Below are 23,783 nucleotides of genomic sequence, written 5' to 3'. Positions count from 1 at the left end.
GAAACGACACGCTGAACCGCCGGCGTTCGGGGCGGTCTTGAACCCGGTCCGCACGGGCGGCAGGGTGCGGCGGGCGCGCGTCCCGCCGTTGCAGAAGGCCCCTGCCCCATGTCCCTTGCCGACGATCTTGCCAACAAGCTGGCCGCCCGCGTCATCGCGCATGTCGAAAAGACGGGCGACGACGACATGATCGCCGTCATGGCGCGCGCCTTGGGGGACAGCTCCCAGACCCTGCAGGAGGCCTTCGTCACCTCGGTCCGGGTGCAACGGGCGGCGATCCGGGCCGAACGCCTGCTGCGCGACCGGATCGCGGAGTTCGAAGCGAAAAAGCGGACGGTGAAGTCCGACGACTGACCGCTGATCGCCGGGCCTCAGCCACGGTCGTGTCAACCTTCGCCGTTTGCGGTATACCGTGGCATACGGACTGGCGCGCGCGGTCAAGGTGCGCTATCCGGCCCGCGACACCATTCCAAGCCGGAGGCCCCCATGTCCAAGATCAAGGTAGAGAACCCCGTCGTTGAGCTCGACGGAGACGAGATGACGCGGATCATCTGGCAGTTCATCAAGGACAAGCTGATCCTGCCCTACCTCGACATTGACCTGCTCTACTACGACCTGGGCATCGAGGAGCGCGACCGCACCGACGACCAGATCACCGTGGACGCTGCCAACAAGATCAAGGAGATCGGTGTCGGCGTGAAATGCGCCACAATCACGCCGGACGAGGCGCGGGTGGAGGAATTCGGCCTCAAGCGGATGTACCGCAGCCCCAATGGCACGATCCGCAACATCCTGGGCGGCGTGATCTTCCGCGAGCCGATCATCTGCTCGAACGTGCCGCGTCTGGTGCCCGGGTGGACGCAGCCGATCATCGTCGGTCGCCACGCCTACGGTGACCAGTACCGCGCGACCGATTTCCGCTTTCCGGGCGCCGGCAAGCTGACCATCAAGTTCGTGGGCGAGGACGGCGAGACGATCGAGCACGAGGTCTTCGACGCCCCGTCGTCGGGGGTGACGATGGCGATGTACAATCTCGACGACAGCATCCGCGACTTCGCCCGTGCGTCGCTGAACTACGGCCTCGCGCGCAACTATCCGGTTTACCTGTCGACCAAGAACACGATCCTCAAGGCCTATGACGGCCGGTTCAAGGACATCTTCCAGGAGATCTTCGACGCGGAATTCGCCGAGAAGTTCCAGAAGGCCGGCATCACCTATGAGCATCGCTTGATCGACGACATGGTCGCGGCAGCGATGAAGTGGTCGGGCGGCTATGTCTGGGCCTGCAAGAACTACGATGGCGACGTGCAGTCCGACACCGTGGCGCAGGGTTTCGGGTCGCTGGGCCTGATGACGTCGCAACTGATGACGCCTGACGGCAAGATCGTCGAGGCCGAGGCCGCGCATGGCACTGTCACACGCCACTATCGTCAGCATCAGGCGGGCAAGGAGACGTCGACCAACTCCATCGCGTCGATCTTCGCATGGACCGGCGGCCTCAAGCATCGCGGCAAGCTGGACGACAACGCCAAGCTCATCGAGTTCGCCGAGACGCTGGAGAAGGTCGTGGTCGATACCGTGGAATCCGGCGACATGACCAAGGATCTCGCGCTTCTGGTCGGGCCCGATCAGAAGTGGCTGACGACGATGGGGTTCCTTGAGAAGGTGGACGAGAACTTGAACAAGGCCCTTGACGGCTGAGATAGCGGGCCGCCCCAGGGGCGGCCCGTTCCCTTTCCGCGATGGACAACGGCCTGCGCCGGTCCTAGCACCGGCGCCATGGCCCGAACGTCCCCCCCGCCCGACAGCCGCGAACCGCACCGCCCGTCGCGCCTCGCCCATTCACCGCTGGAGGACGCGCAGGCCTTCGTTCTGGGTACCGCGCTCTGCGCGCTCGGCGTGCAACTCCTGACCGCCGCGGGCCTCGTCACCGGGCAGACGGCGGGGCTGGGGATCCTGCTGTCCTATGTCACCGACTGGTCGTTCGGTGTCTGGTTCTTCGTCCTGAACCTGCCGTTCTATGTGCTGGGCTGGGTGCGGATGGGGCCGCGGTTCGTCTGGCGCACCCTGGTTGCCGTCACCCTGCTGTCGGTCATGTCATGGATCCTGCCGCAGGTGATGGCCTTCGAGCGGATCGAGCCGCTGGCGGCATCTGCACTTGCCGGCGCCGTGACGGGGATGGGCCTGATCGTGATCTTTCGCCACGGCGCGTCGCTGGGCGGCATCGGCATCCTTGCCCTTTGGGTGCAGGAACGCTTCGGCGTGCAGGCGGGTTGGGTGCAGCTTGGGTTCGACGGCCTGATGTTCGCGGCGGCCTTCGCAGTTCTGGATCCGCGTCTCGTGGCCGCATCGCTGATCGGCGCGGTCATCGTCAATCTCATAATCGCGGTCAATCACCGCCGTGATCGTTACGTGGGGCGCTGATGCATTGGTTTCTTCTTATCCTCGCCATCGCTTTCGAGACGGTGGGAACGACCGCCCTCAAGGTGTCCGACGGGTTCACCCGTCTTGTGCCATCGGCGATCACCCTCACCTGTTTCGTGACGTCGCTCGTGCTGCTGTCGCTGGTGCTGCGGACGGTGCCCGTCGGCGTGGCCTATGCGATCTGGTCGGGGCTTGGCATCGTACTGATCGCCGCGATCGGCTGGACAGCCTTCGATCAAAGGCTGGACGCGCCCGCGATCATCGGCATGGCTCTGATCGTCGCGGGCATCGTCGTGATGCAGGTCTTCTCCCGGACCACAGGTTAGGCAACGGGACCGACCGTCGCGGCCCCGTTTTTTCACGCCGCTTCGATCACCGCGCGCACGGCCGCCAGTGCCGCGTCGGCCTGAGCGATGTCCGCACCGCCGCCCTGCGCCATCTCGGGCCGTCCGCCGCCACCGCGCCCGCCGAGCGCATCGACTGCGGCCTTGACCAGATCGACCGCCGAGACCCGGTCCGTCAGGTCGCGCGTCACGCCTGCCGCGACCGCGGGCTTCCCACCAGTGTCTGCAATGAACACAATGACGGCTGAGCCGAGCGCGGCCTTCTGCTCATCGATCATCGGACCAAGATCCTTGCCGGACACGCCGGATACGACTTGAAGAACGGCCTTGATCCCATTGACCTCGCTGGCTTCAACACCGCTACCCATGGATAGCTCGCGCCGCAGCTGCGCCACCTCGTTCTGCAATGCCCGCCGCTCTTCCATCAACGCCCGAACCCGAGCGCCGACTTCCTCCGGTTGGGCCTTGAACAGGTTTGCCAGCTCCGAAACGCGCTGATCCTGCGCCCGAAGGTGGTCGAGCGCGGCCTGCCCCGTCAGCGCCTCGATCCGCCGGACGCCGGCGCTGCTGGCCTGGTCGCCCAACGTGACGAAAGCCCCGATCTCGCCCGTGCGACCGACATGCGTGCCGCCGCAAAGTTCGATCGAATAGGTCCGCTTGTCGGTGCCTTTGCCTGACCCTTCGAGGGATCCCATCGAGACGACGCGTACCTCGTCACCGTATTTCTCACCGAACAAGGCCTGTGCGCCGAGCTCGCGTGCCGCATCCGGCGCCATGATCCGGGTGGAGACTTCGGAGTTCTGACGGATGAAGTCGTTCACCTCCGCCTCGACACGCGCAAGTTCCTCGGGCTTAACGGCCTGCCCGTGACTGAAATCAAAACGCAGACGATCCGAAGCATTTAGCGACCCGCGCTGCGCCACATGCTCGCCCAGAACACCCCGCAGCGCTTCGTGCAGCAGATGCGTCGCGGAGTGGTTGGCGCGAATGGCGCTGCGTCGACTATGCTCGACGACCAGTTCGGCCGCTTGGCCCGGTTTGATCTGTCCCTCGTCGACGCGCGCCAGATGCATGACGACACCGGCCGAGCGGCGCGTGTCGGTGACGGTTGCGCGCCCGGTCCCGGTCCGGATAGTACCGGTGTCGCCGACCTGCCCACCCGCCTCGGCGTAGAAGGGAGTCTGGTTGACGACGACACTCACTGTCTCGCCCTCGCTGGCCATTGCCACTTCGGCCCCGTCCCGCACCAGCGCCTGCACCTGACCTTCGGCCGTTTCGGTATCGTAACCCAGGAATTCAGTCGTCCCGTGCCGTTCGGCCAGGTCGAACCAGATGGCCGCGTCGGCCTGTTCGCCAGAGCCCGCCCAAGCCGCGCGCGCGCGGGACTTCTGTTCGGACATCGCGGCCTCGAAGCCATCGTTGTCGACGGACAGCCCCTTCTCCCGAAGGGCATCCTGCGTGAGGTCGAGGGGAAAGCCATAGGTGTCATAGAGCTTGAACGCCGCGTCGCCGCCCAGTGTGCCGCCTTCAGGCAGCTTCGCGACCTCCTCCTCCAAAAGCCGCAGCCCACGGTCGAGGGTGGAGCGGAACCGCTCCTCCTCGCCGCGCAGGGTTTCCTCGATCAACGCCTTCGCGCGGCCCAGTTCCGGATAATGTTGTCCCATCTGCTGCACCAGCGCCGGGACCAACCGGTGCATGACCAGGTCCTTTGCGCCGGCCTGATGCGCGTGGCGCATCGCGCGGCGCATGATCCGCCGCAGCACATAGCCGCGCCCTTCGTTCGACGGCATCACGCCGTCCGCGATCAGGAACGACGTGGAGCGAAGGTGGTCGGCGATGACGCGATGATGGATATTTTCCGGGCCGTCCGGATCGGTCGAGGTCGCATGTGCGGAGGCTTCGATCAGAGCGCGCATCAGGTCGGTATCGTAGTTGTCGTGCTTGCCCTGCAGCAACGCGCCGATCCGCTCCAGCCCCATGCCGGTGTCGATCGACTGCATGTCGAGCGGACGCATGGTTCCATCGGCGAGCTGCTCGTTCTGCATGAACACCAGGTTCCAGATCTCGATGAACCGGTCGCCGTCCTCGTCGGGACTGCCCGGAGGACCGCCAGCAATCTGTGGTCCGTGATCGTAGAAGATCTCGGTGCAGGGCCCGCACGGACCGGTCGGGCCCATCCGCCAGAAGTTGTCGTCGGACGCGATGCGGATGATCCGTTCATCCGGCAACCCGGCCACCTTCTTCCAGATGGACGCCGCTTCGTCGTCGGTATGGTAGATCGTGACCAGCAGGCGGTCGCGGTCGATCCCGAAGTCCCGCGTGAGAAGCTCCCAGGCAAAGGGGATCGCATCCGACTTGAAATAGTCACCGAAGCTGAAATTGCCCAGCATCTCGAAGAACGTATGGTGGCGCGCGGTATAGCCCACATTGTCGAGATCGTTGTGCTTGCCGCCCGCGCGCACGCACTTCTGCGACGTGGTCGCGCGATCGTAGTCGCGCGTCTCGACCCCGGTGAAGACGTTCTTGAACTGGACCATGCCCGAGTTGGTGAACATCAACGTCGGGTCGTTGCGCGGGACGAGAGGGCTTGAGTCGACTTCCGCGTGGCCGTTGCGGACGAAGTAATCCAGGAATGTTCTACGGATGTCGTTCAGGCTGGCCATTTTGGTCCCTCTGGTCGGATGCGCGCCTAGTTAGCGGTGGTGGAAGCGGTGAACAAGCGAAAGGGCCGCCGAACGGCGACCCTTGCTGATGGTCTCTCCGGGCGTCGAAGCGATGCTCCGACGCGACGGGCGATCACTCGTCGATGAAATCGTCCTTGGTGTCGTCGCTGTCACCATCGGCCATGTTGAAGTCGAGACCATGCGCAGCCCGGATCTTGTCCTCGATTGCCGCGGCCACCTCGGGGTTGTCCTTGAGAAACAGCTTCGAATTCTCGCGCCCCTGGCCGATGCGTTCGTCGCCGTAGCTGTACCACGCGCCCGATTTGTCGACCACGCCCGCCTTGACGCCAAGGTCCAGCAATTCACCGGTCTTCGAGATCCCTTCGCCGTACATGATATCGAATTCGACAACCTTGAACGGGGGAGCGACCTTGTTCTTGACGACCTTCACCTTGGTCGTGTTTCCGACGATCTCATCCCGGTCCTTGACCGAACCGATCCTGCGGATGTCGAGACGGACGGAGGCATAGAACTTCAGGGCATTTCCGCCCGTCGTCGTTTCCGGCGATCCGAACATCACGCCGATCTTCATGCGGATCTGGTTGATGAAGATGACCATGCAGTTGGACCGTGAAATCGATCCGGTCAGCTTGCGCATGGCCTGGCTCATCAACCGGGCATGAACGCCGACCGAGCTGTCGCCCATGTCGCCTTCCAGTTCGGACTTAGGCGTCAGCGCGGCGACGGAATCGACCACCACCATGCTGACCGCACCCGACCGCACCAGCGTATCCACGATCTCCAGCGCCTGCTCACCCGTGTCGGGCTGCGAGATGAGGAGTTCATCCAGGTTGACGCCCAGCCTCTTGGCGTACTGCGGATCGAGAGCATGTTCCGCGTCGACGAAGGCGCAGACGCCACCCTTCTTCTGCTCCTCGGCCACGGCATGCAGTGTCAACGTCGTCTTGCCGGACGACTCGGGGCCATAGACCTCGATGATGCGCCCCTTGGGGAGGCCACCGATGCCGAGCGCGATGTCGAGCCCGAGAGATCCCGTGGATGTCGCCTCGATGTCGGGCATCTGGTTCTGCCCGCCGAGCTTCATGATCGAGCCCTTGCCGAACTGCCGTTCGATCTGCGCCAAGGCGCTGTCGAGGGCCTTCTGCTTGTCTGCGCTGCGTTTGTCAGCCATGTCGAGTAGGTTCGCCGTTGCCATGATTTGGGACCTTGTTGCATGCTGCCGCAGCAGCGGCAATCTGGTTGTCGTTCGCATTATGTTCTTCCTATTGTATGGAACATAAGCGGAACGCTTGCAAGCCCTTCCGGGCTGGCGCCGATCCTGCGGCCGGATGGTTAAATTATCGTTACCGGCCAAGGTCGGTCGGGAGGTTTCGATGCTCGTTTTCTGGAAAGCAAGGCTGGTGGTGCTTGCGGTGCCGAAGACCGGCACGACCGCACTTGAGAATGCACTGGCACCCTGGGCCGACGCCGCAATCGTCAATCCGCCCGGCCTGAAGCATTGCACCGTTCGAAAGTACCGCCGCGAACTCGCTCCTTTTTTCGAGCAGAAGGGAAAGCGGCCTCTCGATCTTCTGGCCGTGATCAGGGAGCCCATCTCCTGGCTGGGAAGTTGGTATCGATACCGGAGGCGGGCCGACCTGAAGGGTCAGCCGAATTCGACGGCCGGGATGACGTTCGACGACTTCGTGGCAGGGTATCTGGCCGACCCTCAACCGGATTTCGCGCGGGTGGGGGCGCAATCAAGGTTCCTATCAGGAGGGGTCGATCACCTCTTTCGCCATGACGACGGAGTGGGCTTGCGTGCCTTCCTTGAAGACCGGCTGGAACGGGAAATCACGCTCGACCGCGCAAACGTCTCACCCCCGGGCGATCTTGTGCTCGCACCCGAACACCTTGACCGACTGCAGGCTGCGTACGCCGAGGATTTCGCGCTTTGGAAGAACGCCCGGGGCAGCTGAAGGCTCAGCCGAGCGCGCGTTCCACTGTACGGGTCAAGTCAGAGAGAGAGAACGGCTTCGGCAGGAAGATCGCATTCGGCACCGGAACGCTGGTTTCCGAAAGGGCATCCTGCGTATAGCCGGAAATGAAGATCGTCCTCACGTCGGGGCGGGTCTTCATTGCTTCACGCACCCAAGTGGGTCCGTCGAGGCCGGGCATCATCACGTCGGTCACGAACAGATCGACGGACAGGTCCGCGTCCGACAACTGTTCCAGGGCGGATTCCGCGTTCTCGGCCTCGACCACATCATATCCTCGAAGGCGGAGCGCGCGGCAGGCGAACGCCCGGACCGGCGCTTCGTCCTCCACCAACAGGACGACGGGGCGAGACGTCGAAGTCAGGCTCGTACCGTGATCGTCATTGTCCGGTCGACTATCACCCGCCACAGAAGCCGTCTGCCTCAAGACGATGGCCTCATCGCCTGCAGTTTCGGTCGCCAAAACCTCTTCGTCGAAGGCCGAACTATCGGCAACCTCCTCCGCATCCCCATCCGCATCGTCCGTTTGCGCGAGAAGAGATCGCAGAATGTCATCGGCTCCCTCACCCTCTGCCGGAACCTCGGGGTCCACCATCGGGGACTTGCCGTTCTCGTCCTTTTGGGACTCTTCGTCGATGACCTCGGCCGCCGGCGGCGCCGGGGGAAGGAGATCCGGCAGCATCAGCGCCGGAGCGACGCCCGCGCATCCGGGCTGCGCCGGTTCGACCGCCCCTTCGATTTCCGACTGATCGGTCAGGGCAGGGAAATAGAGGCTGAAGCACGTTCCCTGGCCGGACGTGCTGTCGGCGAAGATGTAGCCGCCCGATTGCTTGATGATTCCGTAGGCCATGCTCAGTCCGAGACCGGTGCCTTCGCCGGGGCGCTTGGTGGTGAAGAACGGCTCGAATATCCTTGTCAGGTTGTCGGGGGAAATACCGCGACCCTGGTCGGAAACGGTCACGACCACGTACTGACCGGCGGGCACGGAAACCCGGTCGCGATTCATCGACGTGGCAAGATACCGGCATTCCGTCTCGATAAGGATCTCGCCGCCGTCCTGCATCGCATCGCGCGCGTTCACGACGAGGTTCATCAGCACCTGTTCAAGCTGCCTCCGGTCGCCACGAATAGGAAGGAGGGCGGGATCGTGCTGGAGACGCAGCGTCACCCGTTCCCCCACGAGTCGGTTAAGGAGATGAGCAAGATCGCCCAGAGTATCGCGCAGGTCGATCGGGCGCATCTCAAGGGTCTGCTTGCGCGAGAACGCCAGAAGCTGGCCCACAAGGGCCGCGGCCCGGTTCGCATTCTGGGTGATCTGCGTCAGATCGGCATAGTCGTCGTCGCCCTCACCGTGGCGAAGCATTAACAGATCGCAGTGCCCCGAAATCGCGGTCAGCAGGTTGTTGAAATCATGCGCGACACCGCCGGCCAGCTGACCGATGGCCTGCATCTTCTGGCTCTGGACGAACTGCGCCTCCAGCGTCTTCAGCTCGGTGGCGTCGTTGAGAACCGCCAGCAGCCCCCCTTCGCCGTCGTTCATCGGGCGGCCGAGGGTAATTTGGAGATAGGTCTCGACTTCCGCTCCGGTGACGCGCACGACCTCGGCGCGGTAGAGGCCCCGTCCGGCCGCCGCTTCGCTCACCCACTCCCGGACGCTGCGGCCTAGCCCCTCGACCATGGCGGCGAGGCGGCGTTCGTCGCCGTTGGCGGTCGCGGGCAGCAGGTCGCGCGCGAGGCGGTTGGCGAAGGAGACCCGGCCCTCGGCGTCGAGGCGGAGCAGTGCGACCGGCAACGCATCCAGCGCGACCTGTCCTTCGGCGGCCCGCCCGGCGGGCAGGACGAAGACCTCCTGCCGACCGTTGACCGGTTCGGAAAGCACCACACGGACGTCGGTCGTGCCGGATTTTGCGAGCAGGCGATTGAGGCCGCCGTTCTCCAACGGCACGTCCTCGAAAAGATCGCGAATGCGCTTGACCCTGCGTCCCACGCCCGTGCGCAGAACCTCGTTCATGTAGAGGATGGTGCCGGATGGCCCGAACGTGAGCATCGGAAGCCCGATACCGTCGGCGCCGCGTGGGGGGCGTTCCACAAGGTCCTCCAGACGCCACAGGAAGCCGCCGGGGACGCGGTGCACGGCAACGCGAACGTGGCCGCGCCGGGTCACCACGTCTTCGCGGGCAGTCGAGCGGCCCTGCGCCGCAGACCGGAGGCGATGGACCACCGCGTCGGGATTCGCGAACAGGGACTCCAACGCGCGGGTCACGGTGCTGCCGTCGTGGGCGCCGAACCGTTCGACCGCCGAACGGTTCTGGGCGAAGATCGCGCCATCCTCGTCCGTGCAGAAACCGGGCGCGTTGTCGTGTTCGAGGAAGTCCATCACGATGCGCAACCGCTGTCGCGCCATTCGGCCCATGATGCCCGTAGCGAGATAGAGCAGGATCACGACCGATCCAAGCGCCCCGGCGGCCGTCATCAACAGCAGGCGCGACGGACCGGCCTCGGTCGCGAAGGACACCGCGAGCGCACCGAGCGCCACGAGAAGGAACACCGATGACCCGTTCCGCAGATGCCGGAGCAGCTTTGCCGTTTCGCCCAAAAAACCAGCCTCCCTGCCTGCCGTCCGGCCGGACGCGGTGATGGAATCGTCCCCGCCAGCTATCGGGGCCAAAAGTTAAGACGCCCTTAACAGTGCTACCACGAAAGGCCCCGAACCCGTTAACCCAGACGGCGAAGGAGGGCGAGATAGAAGCCGTCCGGCCCGCCCTCGACCGGAAGGCAGAACCATTGCGAGAGCGGCTCGAGACGGCCGTCACGGTCCAGGGCGGCCCGGATGCGCTGTGTGTTTTCGGCGTCGAGGACCGAACAGGTCATATAGGCGATCCATCCGCCCGGCTGCGTCAGGGCAATCGCGCGATCCAGAATCTCGTCCTGCAACCTGTTCAACTCGGCCAGCCTTTGCGGCGTGAGGCGCCAGCGGGCCTCGGGCGCACGGCGCCAACTGCCGCTGCCGGAGCATGGCACGTCGGCCACGACGCCTTCGAATGGCGCAGAGTCTTCCGGCCGGGAAAGCAGGGTGACGGACGCCCCCGCCCGCGCCGCGCGGAGTGGCAGGTCGCGCAGCCTGGCCGGGTCGGCGTCATGGGCGAACAGCGGACCGGCTCCGCGTGCGGCCATGGCAAGGGTCTTGCCGCCGCCACCGGCGCAGAGGTCCAGAATCCGGGCACCCGGCGTCAGCGGCAGCCGGTCGACCAGGGACTGCGATCCGGCGTCCTGAAACTCGAACAGGCCGTCGGCAAAGGCATCAAGGTTCGACAGGCCGCGCGCTTGGCCTTCGATGCGGATGGCCCCGGTTGCAAAGGGTTCGGCTGCGGCATCGAAGCCGCCGGCCCGGAGCCGTTCGACGAGCTCCGCTCGCGTGATGCGGGCGAGGTTCGTGCGAAGGAACACCGGCGCGCGGGTGCGAAGCGCCTCGAACACGTCCGCGCTTTTGCTGCCCAGGCCGTCGCGCATCGGACCGAGCAGCCAGTCGGGCAGGTCGGCGCGGACGCCGTCCGGCATCGGGCCTGGGTCGTCGGACAGATGAATGGGATCGGGGGCGTGACCCTCGCCGGTAAAAAGGCTTGCCGGATCGACCCCGTGCAGGCGGAGGAGGCCCGCCATCACGGCACGTGCATCCATGCTGGCAAGCGGCACGTCCCCCTGCCCCCCCGCCCAGGCGGCGGATCGCAGGTTCCGCAGGACGTCGAAGACGTAATCACGGACGGCGGCGCGATCCTTCGATCCGGCATAGCGGCTGGCGCGGCTCCAAGCCGTCAATTCCCGCTCGGCAGGGGCACCGCGGAGAACCCGGTCCAGCACCTCGATCGCCGCCTGAACGCGCGCGCCGGGCGTCATTGCGGCCCCCGGACGACGGCGACGTCAGGTCCGATAGTTCGGGCTTTCGCGCGTGATCTGGACGTCGTGGACATGGCTTTCCTTCAGGCCGGCGTTGGTGATCCTGACGAAGGTGCAGTTGCGCCGCATCTCGTCCACGGTGGCGCAGCCGGTGTACCCCATCGCCGCCCGAAGGCCGCCGACGAGCTGATGCACGACGGCAGCCGCGCTGCCCTTGTAGGCCACCTGTCCTTCGATCCCCTCGGGAACGAGTTTGTCGCTGGCCGCGTCCTTCTGGAAGTAGCGGTCGGCCGACCCGCGCGCCATTGCGCCCAGGCTGCCCATGCCGCGATAGGATTTGAACGATCGACCCTGGTACAGGATGACCTCGCCCGGCGACTCGTCGGTGCCAGCGATCATGCTGCCGACCATGGCGCAGGAGGCGCCGGCCGCGATGGCCTTGGCGAAATCGCCGGAGAACTTGATGCCGCCGTCCGCGACGACTGGCACGTCGCCTGCGGCACTTGCGGCGTCGATGATGGCCGAAAGCTGCGGCACGCCCACGCCCGCGACGATGCGCGTGGTGCAGATCGAACCGGGTCCGATGCCCACCTTGACCCCGTCCGCGCCCGCGTCGATCAGGGCGCGGGTGCCGTCGGCCGTGGCCACGTTGCCCGCCAGGACCTGCACGTCGTTCGACAGCCGCTTGATGCGGTCGACGGCGCGGCCGACGCCCTCGCTGTGGCCATGCGCCGTATCCACGACGATCAGGTCGCACCCGGCGTCGATCAGCGCCTCCGACCGCTCGAAGCCCGCATCGCCCACGGTCGTCGCGGCGGCCACGCGCAGGCGGCCGAGCGCGTCCTTGCAGGCGTGAGGGTTCAGCACCGCCTGTTCGATATCCTTGATGGTCAGAAGCCCCGTCAGATGCCCCTCGTCGTTCACGATCAGCAGCTTCTCGATGCGCCGTGCGTGCATCATCGACTTGGCTTCGGCGAGGTCCACGGGTTCGCGCAGCAGGGCGAGCCGTTCGGAGGTCATCATCGTGGCCACCGGCGTCGCATCGTCGGAGGCGAAGCGCATGTCGCGGTTGGTCACGATGCCCAGCACGCGGCCGCTACCGTCGATCACGGGGAAGCCGGTCACGCGGTACCGGTCCTGCAGCGCCTTGGCGTCGGCCAGCGTCTGGTCCGGACGAAGGGTCACGGGGTTGTAGACGATGCCGCTTTCGAACCGCTTGACCCGGCGCACCTCCTGCTGCTGCGCGTCGAGGTCGAGATTGCGGTGAATCACCCCCATCCCCCCCGCCTGCGCCATGGCAATGGCCATGCGCGCCTCGGTCACGGTGTCCATGGCCGACGATAGCAGGGGGATGTTCAGGCCGATGGATTTCGTGACGCGGGTGCGTGTGTCCGCCGTCGCGGGCAGGACATGACTGGCGCCGGGGACGAGCAGGACGTCATCGAAGGTGAGGGCCTCGCGAATCTCCATCGGGGGTCTCCGTAGGATGTGTCGGTTGGCAATTTCCTGTTTCACGCCGCGACGCGGAGGGCAACCCCGCGCCGGAGAGCCGCGCGGGGCGTACCTGTCCGGCCCCGCCGGGACGTCGTCAGCTCGACGGTGCGATCAACACGTCGCAAGGCGACCGCAGGGCCACCGCGGTGGCGGTGTGGCCGAGGAAGAACCGCGCGATGCCGGAGCGGGCATGGCGGCCCATGACGATCAGGTCCGCCGACCGGTCGGCCGCGAGCCGCAGGATGACATGCGCTGCCCCGCCCATCTGGGTATGCTGGTCGATGGTCGCATCGGGATAGGTCTTGTGCAGGTCGGCGACCGCACTTTCCATCGACTCCTCCAGCCGGGCGACGGTGGCGGGGCTGGCACCGACGCCCATCGAGCCGCCATAGGGCGCGACCGCCGCGAAGTCGTCCCAGGCGTGCACCAGCGTCAGCGAGGCGTCGGGGGCGATCCTCCGTGACAGGTCGACCGCGGCATTGCCCGCAGCCGAGAAGTCCCATCCGGCAAGCGCCTTGGCATAATCGCGGTCAGGCTCGCCCACCGCGAGCAGGATCGGCACGTCGGACACCGCCATGATGCGCGACAGGCTGGGCTGGCCGATCAGTTCCGCCAGACCCCGGTCGCGGTGCGAGCCGAGAACCAGAAGGCCGGGCTTCCGATCGGACAGGATGCCGGGCAGCAGGCGGGACAGGTGGCCCACCTCGATGTCGACCCGCGGGCTGCGGTCGGCGATTTCGGGCGTCTGGTCAACGCGCGATTGCAGGGTCTTCTTCGCATCTTCGGCATGCCCGTGCAGGATGGCGGCGGGCAGTTCCTCGTCGAGGATGTGGAGGATGTGGAGCGGCGCGTCCTGCTCCTTGGCGATGCGCGCGGCGCGCAGCATGGCGCGGTCGGAACGGGGGCTCAGGTCGGTCGCGACGATGATGGGGCCCATGATGTCCTCCTTGGGGATGGTCGGGGCAAGGCTGGCACGGGCGGCGGTCGCGCACCTTGACCTGCGTCAACGCAGGCTTCAAAAGGCGCCGCACATACCCGCAACCGGGCGTTCCGTGGGCGCCGAAACGACGGAGGACAGGTTCCATGTCCCAGATCACCCTCACCTTTCCCGATGGCAACACGCGCGATGTCCCCCAGGGCACGACGCCCGGCGAGGTGGCCGAGGGGATAAGCAAGTCCCTGTCCAAGAAGGCGATTTCTGCGCAGGTGAACGGTGCCCACTGGGACCTCGCCTGGCCCATCGAGACGGACGCCGCTATCTCGATCAACACCATGCAGGACGACGGGCCGGCGCTGGAGCTGATCCGGCACGATCTGGCGCATGTCATGGCTCGCGCGGTCCAGCAGCTCTATCCTGACGTGAAGGTCACGATCGGGCCGGTCCGCGACTTCGGATGGTTCTACGACTTCGACCGGCAGGAGCCGTTTACCCCCGACGACCTGGGCGCCATCGAAGCCGAGATGAAGAAGATCATCGCCGCGCGCGACAAGGTCCGCACCGAGGTCTGGTCACGTGAGGATGCGCGCGCCTACTACGAAAAGGCGGAGGAGCCGTTCAAGGTCGAGCTTCTGGACCGGATTCCGGGGAACGAGCCGATCCGCATGTATTGGCACGGCGAATGGCAGGACCTGTGCCGCGGTCCGCACCTGCAGCATACGGGCCAGATCCCGGCGGATGCGTTCAAGTTGACGCGGGTGTCCTCGGCCTATTGGCTGGGCGACAGCACGCGGCCGCAGTTACAGCGCATCTATGGTATCGCCTTCCGCAATCGCGACGACCTGAAGGCCCACCTGAAGTTCCTGGAGGAGGCCGAAGCGCGCGACCACCGCCGCCTGGGCCGCGAGATGGACCTGTTCCACATGCAGGAGGAGGCGCCCGGTCAGGTGTTCTGGCACCCGAACGGCTGGACGATCTATGTCACGCTGCAGGATTACATGCGCCGCCGGCAGCGTCGCGGCGGTTATGTCGAGGTGAACACCCCGCAGGTCGTCGACCGCAAACTGTGGGAGGCGTCGGGCCACTGGGACAAGTATCAGGATCACATGTTCATCGTCGAGGTGGACGAGGAACACGCCCGCGAAAAAGCGGTCAACGCGCTCAAGCCCATGAACTGCCCCTGCCACGTTCAGGTTTTCAATCAGGGCCTGAAATCCTATCGCGACCTTCCGCTGCGGATGGCCGAGTTCGGATCGTGCAACCGGTATGAGCCCTCGGGTGCTTTGCACGGCATCATGCGCGTGCGCGGATTCACGCAGGACGACGGTCACATCTTCTGCACGGAAGACCAGATCCAGGATGAATGTGCCCGCTTCATCGAGTTCCTGTCCGAGACCTATCGCGACCTTGGCTTCGAGCAGTTCGAGATCGCCTTCGCCACCCGTCCCGAAAATCGGGTGGGCAGCGACGAAAGCTGGGACCATGTCGAAGGCGCGTTGGAGGCGGCGATCAAGTCCACCGGCAACGCCTACCGGGTCGAGGAAGGCGACGGCGCGTTCTATGGACCCAAGCTCGACTTCTACCTCACCGATGCCATCGGCCGGGTCTGGCAATGCGGCACCTTCCAGGTCGATCCGAACCTGCCGGAACGGCTGGGCGCGACTTATGTGGGCGAGGACAGCGCGAAACACCGTCCGTACATGCTGCACCGTGCCACCTTGGGCAGCTTCGAGCGGTTCATCGGCATCCTGATCGAGAACTCCGCCGGACGCCTGCCCGTCTGGCTCGCCCCGCGGCAGGTCGTCGTGGCTTCGATCGTGTCGGAGGCGGACGATTACGTGCGCGAGGTGGTCGAGGTTCTGACCCGCGCCGGCGTCCGCGCCGAGGCGGACGTGCGCAATGAGAAGATCAACTACAAGGTGCGCGAACATTCCCTGTCGAAGGTGCCGGTGATCCTTGCCATCGGCCGGCAGGAAGTGGCGGACCGCACGGTTACGCTCCGCCGTCTGGGCGAGAAGACCACGCAGGTCATCGCGCTCGACCGCGTGACGCAGGACCTCGCGGCGGAGGCGACCCCGCCGGATCTTCGTTGACTGACGGGCGACAGTGTGGCCGACGGGCCGCACTGTCGCGACATGACTGTTGAGGAGTCGCAAACCTGACACATTTGACGGGCATCTTCGCACCCAAGGCGACGATCCGGAGCCGGGACGATCAGCATCCTCCCCCCTTTACGATCTCCCTGCTCGGATCGACGCCGAAATCTCCCGATGGTTGATCGGCCCGCGCCCCGCGCGGGTCGATTTTCGTTCGGGTACGGCGTCAGACCGGGCTGACCGGAAACTCGAGTTCCGCCAGATAGCCATCTGCAGACGGGGTCAGGCGTAACTCTCCGTCAAGCTGCGTGGCCGAGGCCCGCATGATGTGGCGGCCCAGCCCGCCCTTGCCGTCGGGGGCCGCGGCTCCGATGCCATCGTCCTTGCAGGACATCAGATAGCGCCCGTCGCCGAGATCCCTGCCCCGCACCACGATGCGCCCTGATTGCCCGTCCTCAAAAGCATGCTTGCAAGAGTTCGAGATCATCTCGTTCAACAGCACGCCCAGGGCCGACGCCCGGCGCCCGACCAGCGCGACGGGATCGAACTCAGCGTCGATCTCCACCCCTGGGGGCGAGATATGCTGAAGGTGACCTGCCACGCGGCCAAGGTAATCCGACAGTTCGATCGGCCCGTCAGGGTCGTCGGCCCGGTGCAGATCCTCATGCAATTCAACCATCACGTTGATGCGCCGCTCGACTGCCAGAAGGGCGCCGCGCGCTTCGGGCGCGGCCTTGCGTGCGGCCATCCGCGTCATTGCCGCCACGTTCGCGAGGCTGTTCTTCACCCGGTGATCGACCTCACGGCGCATCGCCTCCTGCTGGCGCAGCGCCTCGTGCAACTCCAGCCGCTGCATCACCTGATCGGCGAGGATGCGAAGGCTTGCCCGCTCCGCATCGCCCAGCCTGCGCGGCCTGCGGTCAAGGACGCAGAGCGTGCCGAGCGACACACCGCCTTTCGTCACGATCTGCGCGCCGGCATAGAACAGCAGCGGATCGTCTGGATCGGTAACCAGCGGATTGTCGCGCGTGCGCATGTCGAGACGCGTATCGGGAATCTCGAGGATTTCATCCTGCAGGATGGCATGACTGCAGATCGCCATATTGAGAGGCGTCGACTCCCGGTCGAGCCCGCATCGCGCCTCGAACCGCTGATCGTCCTCATGCACGATGGACACCAGCGCGATGGGGCAATGACAGATCTGCGCCGCGAGCGATACCAGCCCGTCAAAGGCACCGTCATGCGCGGATGTTCCCAGGTCGTAGCGCCGGATGGCGGCAAGGCGGTCGACGTAATCGGGATGAATCGGTGCAATCATCGGAGACGGCCTCTTGTACATCCGGTCCAGCAGGCAGCCAGTCGCAATCCCAAACCGGGTCGAAAAAAAAATCCAATTGTGCGGCGGCCCGGAATCACGGATCCACCAGAAATATGGCCAGAGCCTAGCCAGAGCTTGCAAGGATGAAAAGAGGGGCGGGATATAATCCCGCCCCTTAATCCGTTCAACTTTCGATAACGACGGAAACGTCGCTTTCGATCATGTCATTTGACACTGATACGGTCATCCACGAATGGCGCATATGGGCCATTGGCGATCAGGTATTCGGCCGTCACATCCGCAAGGTCGGGGCCGTAGTCATAAGCATCGGCCGCATCCTTGAACATCTCGTAGCCATCGCCCCCGTTGCGCACATAGTCGTTCGAGACAACGCCGTACATCCGCTCGGGGTCGAGGGGTTCGCCGCCGACGGTCACGTCGCCGACCCGTTCGCCCGCGGGGGCTTCGGGATCGAAGGTGAAGGTCATGCCCGCGACCTGCGGAAAGCGGCCCGCGACCTCCTCGATCTGGCTCACGCCGTTCTCCAGCGCGGCGCGCAGGGTGGCGCCGTCGACGCGGAAGGTGGACAGCGTGTTCTGGAAGGGCAGTACGGTCAGCACCTCGCCCATCGTCACCTCACCCTCGTCGATCGAAGCACGGATACCGCCGCTGTTGGCGATGGCCACTTCGATTCCCTGGTCCTTGACCCGGTCCAGCATCGCCTCGGCGATCAGGACGCCCATTTCGCAAACCTGCACGCGGCAGATATCGCGCTCGCCCATGATGGGCGTCTCGGTCTGGGCCACGACCTTCTGGCGGACCTCGTCCAGCGGCCCGGCCAGTTCGGCAATACGCTCGATCGTGGCTTCGTCCTCCGCCACGTTGGCGTCGACGAGGATGGGGGCGCCGGAGGCTTCGGTCACGTTGCCATCGTCGTCGAAGGTGACGTTCAGTTCACCCAGGTACTTGCCGTAGGCATAGGCCTGCACGATGGCCGTATCGCCCACCATGGTCGGATAGGGGCCTTCCGCGTCCTCCATGTCGCCCAGCAGGGTGTTCGTGTGACCGCCGACGATGACGTCCACGCCGGTCGTCCCCTCGGCGACGCGCTGGTCCACGGCATAGCCCGAATGGCTCAACACGATGATCTTGTTCACGCCCTCGGCCGTCAGACGGTCGACCTCGGCCTGCACGGCCTCCACCGAGTCGGTGAAGATGACGTTCGGCCCGGGCGAGGCGAGTTCATCCGTGTCTTCGGTGGTGAGGCCGATCAGTCCGATCTTCTCGCCGTTCCGCTCGATCACGGTCGATTTCTTCAGCTTGTCAGCCAGCAGCGGTTCGGCCGAGATGTCGGCATTGGACATGAGGATCGGAAACTCGATGGCGTCGATGAATTCCGACAGGACCTCGGGGCCGTCGTCGAACTCGTGGTTGCCGACCGTCATGCCGTCATAGCCCAGCATGTTCATCATCTCGGCCGCCATCTTCCCCTTGTAGTAGGTGTAGAATAGCGTGCCCTGGAACTGGTCGCCGCCATCTACCAGGATGGGGTTGTCGGCCCGCGCCTTGGCCTCGGCGATGGCATTGACCAGCCGCGCGGTCCCCCCAAAGCACTCTCCGGCGGCGTTATCCTCCTGCGCGCAGGGGCCGTCGTAGGCGCTGATCGGTTCGAACCGGGCGTGGAAGTCGTTGGTATGCAGGATCGTCAGCGAATATTCCGCACTGGCGATCCCGGTGCTGAGCGCAAGGGCGGCGGTGGCGGTCAGGAAACGTGTCATCGGTCAGGAACCCCCTCAGGTTGTACCGGGCCGATGGTGCTGGCCCGCCGGGATTTTGTCAAAGCCCATCTGTGGGGCGGCGCGCTTGACGCGGCGGGATGCGCCGGGCATGCCGGATGCATGATCTACAAGCTGTTCCGAACCCCTGAATGGCAGGCCCTGCACGCCGACGGAACGACGCGGGGCGCGCCCGTCGATCTGGCCGACGGCTATATCCATTTCTCGACCGCGGCGCAGGTCGCCGAGACGGCCGCAAGGCACTTTCGTGGAGTCGAAGGCGTCTGGCTGATCGCCGTCGACGAAGCCACCGTGTCAGACAACCTGAAATGGGAACCGTCGCGCGGCGGCGACCTGTTCCCCCACCTCCACGCGCCCCTGCGCGGCGATCAGGTGGCTTGGGCGCAGCCCCTGCCCATGGTGGACGGCGTGCACATGTTCCCGGCAGGGCTCGAATGATCGACAGGCTGGGCCTCGCCCTTCTGCACCGTCTCGATCCGGAACGGGCGCATGGACTGGCCCTGACTGCCCTGTCGGCCGGCATCGGACCCCGTGGCGGGCCGGTCACGTCGCCCCGGCTGCGGACACGGCTCGCGGGGCTCGACCTGCCCAACCCCGTGGGGCTCGCCGCGGGGTTCGACAAGAACGCTACCGCGCTACTGCCCCTGTCGCGCTGCGCCTTCGGCTTCCTCGAGGTCGGCGCCGCCACGCCGCAGCCCCAGCCGGGCAACCCGCGCCCTCGCCTCTTTCGCCTGACCGAGGACCGCGCGGCGATCAACCGCTTCGGCTTCAACAACGACGGCGCCGAGGTTATCGCGGACCGCCTTGCGCAACGCCCGGACGGGGCCGTCATCGGGCTCAACCTCGGGGCGAACAAGGACAGCGCAGACCGTGCCGCCGATTTCGTGTCCGTCCTGACGGCCTGCGGGGCGCATGTCGATTTCGCAACGGTGAATGTCAGCAGCCCCAACACCGAGAGACTGCGCGAGCTTCAGGGGCCGGCTGCTCTGGGGGCCTTGCTTTCGGGCGTTCTGGCGGCTCGGGACGCCCTGCCTCGGCGCATCCCCGTCTTTCTGAAGATTGCGCCGGACCTGTCGGCCGAAGACCTGGAACAGATCGCCGCCGCAGCGGGCGGCGTGGACGCCATCATCGCCTCCAACACCACGCTCGACCGCACCTCCCTGACCTCCCCTCAGCGGGACGAGGCGGGCGGCCTGTCCGGGCAACCACTGTTCGAGCGCTCGACCCGCATCCTTGCGCGGCTGTCCACCCTGACCGACCTCCCGCTGATCGGCGTGGGTGGCGTGGCGACGGCAGAGCAGGCCTATGCTAAGATCCGCGCAGGCGCTTCGGCAGTGCAGCTTTATACGGCGCTCGTCTACCAAGGCATCTCGTTGCCGGTCCGTATCTTGCGGGGTCTGGAAGCCCTCTTGGAACGCGACGGGTTCGATAACGTGTCGCAGGCGGTCGGCACCGATCGCGACCGCTGGCTCTGAATTCTTCCTGTCTCAAGTACTCCGGGGGGTCCGGGGGGCTGGCCCCCCGACTGTGGCCGCCCGCTCCAGCGCGGGGTATTTCGCGGCCAGCGTCACGCCGCGCGTCAGGAAGGACATCATCAGCGCCGCCCAGAGGCCGTGATTTCCAAGAACGGGGACAAGCGCCAGCAGGGCGACAAGATACGCCCCGAAGCTCAGCACCATCATGTTGCGCATGTCCCGCGTCCGCGTCGCGCCGATGAACACGCCGTCCAGTATCCAGGCCGCCACCCCGATCAGCGGGGCGAGTACCATCCAGGGCAGATAGATCCGTGCCGCCTGCCGAACCTCCGGGGCCGTGGCCATCACGTCAACGATCCGCCCGCCGAAGACGGCGAAGCCGAGCGCCAGCACCGTGACCGTCCCCGCGCCCCATCCCGCGCACATCACGACAGCACGGCGCAAGCGCTGCCTGTTGCCCGCCCCGAAATAACGGCCGACCAGCGCCTCGACGGCGAAGGCAAACCCATCGAGCGCATAGGAAGTGATGTAGAGGAACTGAAGCAGGACCTGATTGGCCGCCAGCGCGACCGTGCCGAACAGTCCGCCCATCAGCAGGAACGACGCGAAGGTGATCTGAAGCAGAACGGACCGGATCAGGATGTCGGTGTTGACCGCCACCATCCGCCGCAGGCGTGCGCCGTCGAACACCTGCGCCCGGTCCCGCCATAGCCCGTCCGCGAACCCGTCGCGCACGAACCACAGCGCCAGCGCCAGCCCCGACCACTCCGCCAGGAACGTGGCGACCGCCACCCCCTGCACGCCCCAGCCCAGTCCCAGCACGAACCAAAGGTCGAGCAGGATGTTCGCCCCGTTCATGGCCAGCTGCACGATCAGCACCGCGCCCGTCCGCTCCTGCGCGATCAGCCATCCTGTCAGGCCATAGATCGCGATGGCGGCGGGCGCCGACCAGATGCGGATCGTCATGTAGGACCGGGCAAGCCCCTCGACCTCGGCCGTGGTGGGCGCCAACCGGAACGCTGCCGCGAAGATCGCCCATTGCAGCGCTATGAGCCCTGCCCCGGCGACACCCGCGATCAAGAGCGCGCGCGACAGCAGCGCCACGAGTTCCGCCCGGTCGGACGCGCCGAGCGCCTGCGCGGCGAGGCCGGTGGTGCCCATGCGAAGGAAGCCGAAGATCCAGTAGACCGACGACAGGATGATGGCCCCCGCGCCCACCGCCGCGATGGGGGCGGCGGCACCCATCTGTCCCACCACCCCCGTGTCGACCGCGCCCAGGATCGGAACGGTTGCGTTCGACAGGACGACCGGAATCGCGACACGCAGGATGCGCCGGTGGGTCAGCTCGCTCATCCGTCGCGGGGCGGCATCAGGAAATGACCGGTGGCCTGCGCGAACAGACGGTCGCGGTTGTCCTGCCACCCCTCGACGTGGACGGAGGCATAGCGCCGACCCGAACGGTTGACGCGGGCCCGTGCATAGGCGTCGCGCGGCAACCCGGTTCGGAGGTAGTCGACCGCAAAGTCGATGGTCTTGGGCAGGCGTGGCAGGGTCTCGGGCGTCAAGGCATCGACGTCGATGCGGCCGCTTTCCAGATCGTCCCAGAGCATCGACCACGACAGCGTGACAATGGCCGTCACCTCCAAAAACGCCGCCGTGACCCCGCCATGCAGCGCGGGCAGGATCGGGTTCCCAATCAGCTTGGGGTCGAAGTTCAGGACGCCGGTCAGCTCGTCCCCCCTCCGGTCGAAGGCGATCCCGAGAAAGCCGGCGTAGGGCACGCCGCCCACCAGCGCGCGCAGGGCACCGTCGCGCCGCTGCTTGATGCGCTGAACCGGCTCCGGCGCGGTCACGGCCGCTTCCCCCGGTCGAGGGCGAAGGCGCCGTTGGCCACCGCGACAGGGCCCTTCTCTACATCCTCGTCGAAGGCCTCCGCCCGGACGAAGGCGACGGACCGGGTGACGTGGTGGCACACCGCCCGTGCCGTGATCGTCTGGTGCGGGGTGGCTGCGCGCATGTAGTCGATCCGCAGATCCATCGTCGCGGTGTTCAGGGGCGCGGTCGGATGGCTCAGCACCGCCGCGCCGCCCGACGTGTCCATCAATGCCGACACCGCGCCGCCGTGGATGACCCCGGTGCGCGGATCGCCCACGAGGTTCTCGCTCCAGGGCATGGAGATCACGGCCTCGCCATCGCGGACCGACTCGACCGACATGGACAGGGCCCGGCAATGCGGCAGGGCCGCGATGAACTGATGCGCGGCGCGCGCACGGGGAGAAGGTTCGTCCGTCATGGCCAGAGCCTTGCCGTTATCTTGTCCCTGCCGCAAGCCCGCCCGATGGACATGGCCGCCCGCGTCATGGCAGACTGCGGCGCGGAGGGTGCGATGACCGAACGGCTCGACTTCAAGCAGATGTGCGCGCGTTTCGACGTGACGCCCAGAACCCTGCGCCACTACGAATACATAGAGCTCCTGTCGCCCGAGCGCGAAGGCCGCGCACGGTTCTACGGCCCCCGCGACATCGCCCGGATGACGCTGATCCTGCGGGGCCGGAAGTTCGGCTTTTCACTGGAGGAGATCCGGCAGTGGCTGGAGCTCTACGATGCGGACCCCGAAGGTCGCACGCAGATGCAGGTCTGGATCGAAGCGGCGGACCGGCAACTGACCGAGCTGGCCGAACGGCGGCGACACCTCGACGAGGCGATCGAGGAACTGCGGAGCCTGCGCGACAAGGTCCGCGTCGATCTGGACGGCAGCGCCTGAGCCCTACGTGGTCGCCGGGGTTCGGAAGTTGCACCCCCCGCCGTTGACGCGACTGTTCGTTACGTCAACCATTCTCGTGACGCCACGTTTGCGTTACGTGAACGTCACTTCATCTTGTAACGATGGGGGGCCGTCCGCATCTCGGGCTTGAAACGATGAGCATCACTGAAACTGGAGCCACGGGATGCCTGAAACCCTGATGACAATTCGCGAGATGTGCGACGTCTTCGACGTCACGCCCCGCACCTTGCGTTTCTACGAAGCCAAGGAATTGCTGTCCCCCCAGCGTGAGGGGCAGAAGCGCTGGTTCACGCGCCGGGACCGTGCGAGGCTGAAGCTGATCCTGCGGGGCAAGCGGTTCGGCTTCTCGCTGGAGGATATCCGGCAGCTTCTCGATCTCTATGACCTGGGCGACAACCAGTACACGCAGGTCGCCCGCAGCCATGAGATCGGGCGCGAGCGGCTGGCCGCGATGATCGCGCAGCGCGACGAGTTGAACGAGGCCATCACCGAGCTGGAGGAACAGCTTCGGTGGGGCGAGAAGATGATGCAAGAGGCCCGGCCGCGGAAGGCCTGCTGAT

21 protein-coding genes are annotated in these 23,783 nt (G+C 65.8%); 10 read left to right on the top strand and 11 right to left on the bottom strand.

The annotated features are described in order from the left end of the window. Positions 1-108: 108 nt before the first annotated feature. From JAN5088_RS08510 to JAN5088_RS08495, 4 genes are all read left to right on the top strand, one after another. A complete protein-coding gene (locus JAN5088_RS08510) occupies positions 109-354 on the top strand; it encodes a hypothetical protein (protein ID WP_055682397.1) in 246 nt (81 codons plus the stop codon). Positions 355-486: 132 nt separating this feature from the next. Beyond that, the gene (locus tag JAN5088_RS08505) at positions 487-1,701 is read left to right on the top strand and encodes an NADP-dependent isocitrate dehydrogenase (protein ID WP_055682396.1); all 1,215 of its coding nucleotides are present in this window, start codon (positions 487-489) and stop codon (positions 1,699-1,701) included. 78 nt (positions 1,702-1,779) lie between these two features. Further along, on the top strand, positions 1,780-2,424 hold the full coding sequence (locus JAN5088_RS08500) for a YitT family protein (RefSeq protein WP_055682395.1): 645 nt from the start codon (positions 1,780-1,782) through the stop codon (positions 2,422-2,424). Then, entirely contained in the window at positions 2,424-2,750 is a 327-nt protein-coding gene (locus JAN5088_RS08495) for a DMT family transporter (RefSeq protein WP_177220063.1), read from the top strand. The genes JAN5088_RS08500 and JAN5088_RS08495 overlap by 1 nt, the downstream gene beginning before the upstream one ends. Before the next feature lie 32 nt (positions 2,751-2,782). Here JAN5088_RS08495 and alaS read toward each other — a convergent pair whose 3' ends face one another. Together alaS and recA are read right to left on the bottom strand one after the other, a co-directional pair. After that, complete coding sequence (gene alaS / locus JAN5088_RS08490; protein ID WP_055682393.1) at positions 2,783-5,431, bottom strand: alanine--tRNA ligase; 2,649 nt, start codon at positions 5,429-5,431, stop codon at positions 2,783-2,785. Positions 5,432-5,564: 133 nt separating this feature from the next. Then, positions 5,565-6,647 carry a recombinase RecA gene (recA, locus tag JAN5088_RS08485; RefSeq protein WP_055682392.1) on the bottom strand — a complete coding sequence of 361 codons (1,083 nt, stop codon included), beginning with the start codon at positions 6,645-6,647 and terminating at the stop codon, positions 5,565-5,567. A gap of 178 nt (positions 6,648-6,825) precedes the next feature. On the opposite strand from recA, the gene JAN5088_RS08480 reads away from it, so the two are divergent. After that, positions 6,826-7,410, top strand: coding sequence for a hypothetical protein (locus tag JAN5088_RS08480; protein WP_055682391.1), 585 nt, complete (start codon positions 6,826-6,828; stop codon positions 7,408-7,410). 4 nt (positions 7,411-7,414) lie between these two features. Here JAN5088_RS08480 and JAN5088_RS19225 read toward each other — a convergent pair whose 3' ends face one another. The 4 genes from JAN5088_RS19225 to JAN5088_RS08460 form a co-directional block, all read right to left on the bottom strand. Beyond that, the gene (locus JAN5088_RS19225) at positions 7,415-9,964 is read right to left on the bottom strand and encodes an ATP-binding response regulator (RefSeq protein ID WP_233489745.1); all 2,550 of its coding nucleotides are present in this window, start codon (positions 9,962-9,964) and stop codon (positions 7,415-7,417) included. A gap of 179 nt (positions 9,965-10,143) precedes the next feature. Continuing rightward, on the bottom strand, positions 10,144-11,322 hold the full coding sequence (locus JAN5088_RS08470; protein WP_055682389.1) for an RsmB/NOP family class I SAM-dependent RNA methyltransferase: 1,179 nt from the start codon (positions 11,320-11,322) through the stop codon (positions 10,144-10,146). A gap of 24 nt (positions 11,323-11,346) precedes the next feature. Continuing rightward, complete coding sequence (gene guaB / locus JAN5088_RS08465; protein ID WP_055682388.1) at positions 11,347-12,792, bottom strand: IMP dehydrogenase; 1,446 nt, start codon at positions 12,790-12,792, stop codon at positions 11,347-11,349. Positions 12,793-12,910: 118 nt separating this feature from the next. Beyond that, positions 12,911-13,753 carry a universal stress protein gene (locus JAN5088_RS08460; RefSeq protein ID WP_055682387.1) on the bottom strand — a complete coding sequence of 281 codons (843 nt, stop codon included), beginning with the start codon at positions 13,751-13,753 and terminating at the stop codon, positions 12,911-12,913. Positions 13,754-13,899: 146 nt separating this feature from the next. Here JAN5088_RS08460 and thrS point away from each other — a divergent pair, with 146 nt between their 5' ends. Then, positions 13,900-15,846 carry a threonine--tRNA ligase gene (gene thrS, locus JAN5088_RS08455; protein WP_055682386.1) on the top strand — a complete coding sequence of 649 codons (1,947 nt, stop codon included), beginning with the start codon at positions 13,900-13,902 and terminating at the stop codon, positions 15,844-15,846. Positions 15,847-16,075: 229 nt separating this feature from the next. Here thrS and JAN5088_RS08450 read toward each other — a convergent pair whose 3' ends face one another. Both JAN5088_RS08450 and JAN5088_RS08445 read right to left on the bottom strand, forming a co-directional pair. After that, the gene (locus tag JAN5088_RS08450; RefSeq protein WP_055682385.1) at positions 16,076-17,167 is read right to left on the bottom strand and encodes a histidine kinase dimerization/phosphoacceptor domain -containing protein; all 1,092 of its coding nucleotides are present in this window, start codon (positions 17,165-17,167) and stop codon (positions 16,076-16,078) included. Positions 17,168-17,391: 224 nt separating this feature from the next. After that, the gene (locus JAN5088_RS08445) at positions 17,392-18,945 is read right to left on the bottom strand and encodes a bifunctional metallophosphatase/5'-nucleotidase (RefSeq protein WP_055682384.1); all 1,554 of its coding nucleotides are present in this window, start codon (positions 18,943-18,945) and stop codon (positions 17,392-17,394) included. A gap of 120 nt (positions 18,946-19,065) precedes the next feature. Here JAN5088_RS08445 and JAN5088_RS08440 point away from each other — a divergent pair, with 120 nt between their 5' ends. Together JAN5088_RS08440 and JAN5088_RS08435 are read left to right on the top strand one after the other, a co-directional pair. Then, on the top strand, positions 19,066-19,401 hold the full coding sequence (locus tag JAN5088_RS08440; protein ID WP_055682408.1) for a DUF952 domain-containing protein: 336 nt from the start codon (positions 19,066-19,068) through the stop codon (positions 19,399-19,401). Beyond that, on the top strand, positions 19,398-20,438 hold the full coding sequence (locus JAN5088_RS08435; RefSeq protein ID WP_055682383.1) for a quinone-dependent dihydroorotate dehydrogenase: 1,041 nt from the start codon (positions 19,398-19,400) through the stop codon (positions 20,436-20,438). The genes JAN5088_RS08440 and JAN5088_RS08435 overlap by 4 nt, the downstream gene beginning before the upstream one ends. A 12-nt stretch (positions 20,439-20,450) precedes the next feature. Here the strand turns inward: JAN5088_RS08435 and JAN5088_RS08430 are convergent, their stop codons facing one another. From JAN5088_RS08430 to JAN5088_RS08420, 3 genes are read right to left on the bottom strand one after another with little or no spacing between them, the layout of a single operon-like run. Beyond that, the gene (locus tag JAN5088_RS08430) at positions 20,451-21,791 is read right to left on the bottom strand and encodes an MATE family efflux transporter (RefSeq protein WP_055682382.1); all 1,341 of its coding nucleotides are present in this window, start codon (positions 21,789-21,791) and stop codon (positions 20,451-20,453) included. Beyond that, a complete protein-coding gene (locus tag JAN5088_RS08425) occupies positions 21,788-22,291 on the bottom strand; it encodes a PaaI family thioesterase (RefSeq protein ID WP_055682381.1) in 504 nt (167 codons plus the stop codon). The genes JAN5088_RS08430 and JAN5088_RS08425 overlap by 4 nt, the downstream gene beginning before the upstream one ends. Further along, on the bottom strand, positions 22,288-22,731 hold the full coding sequence (locus tag JAN5088_RS08420; RefSeq protein ID WP_055682380.1) for a PaaI family thioesterase: 444 nt from the start codon (positions 22,729-22,731) through the stop codon (positions 22,288-22,290). The genes JAN5088_RS08425 and JAN5088_RS08420 overlap by 4 nt, the downstream gene beginning before the upstream one ends. 93 nt (positions 22,732-22,824) lie before the next feature. Here JAN5088_RS08420 and JAN5088_RS08415 point away from each other — a divergent pair, with 93 nt between their 5' ends. Together JAN5088_RS08415 and JAN5088_RS08410 are read left to right on the top strand one after the other, a co-directional pair. Then, positions 22,825-23,202, top strand: coding sequence for a MerR family transcriptional regulator (locus tag JAN5088_RS08415; RefSeq protein WP_055682407.1), 378 nt, complete (start codon positions 22,825-22,827; stop codon positions 23,200-23,202). Between the two features lie 184 nt (positions 23,203-23,386). Continuing rightward, positions 23,387-23,782, top strand: coding sequence for a MerR family transcriptional regulator (locus JAN5088_RS08410; protein WP_055682379.1), 396 nt, complete (start codon positions 23,387-23,389; stop codon positions 23,780-23,782). The last annotated feature ends 1 nt before the right edge of the window (position 23,783 follow it).

The sequence above is a fragment of the Jannaschia rubra genome (genome assembly GCF_001403735.1).
Taxonomy (GTDB): domain Bacteria; phylum Pseudomonadota; class Alphaproteobacteria; order Rhodobacterales; family Rhodobacteraceae; genus Jannaschia; species Jannaschia rubra.
Note: the sequence above shows the minus strand (reverse complement) of the source record. Positions and strands in the feature narration are given on the sequence as shown.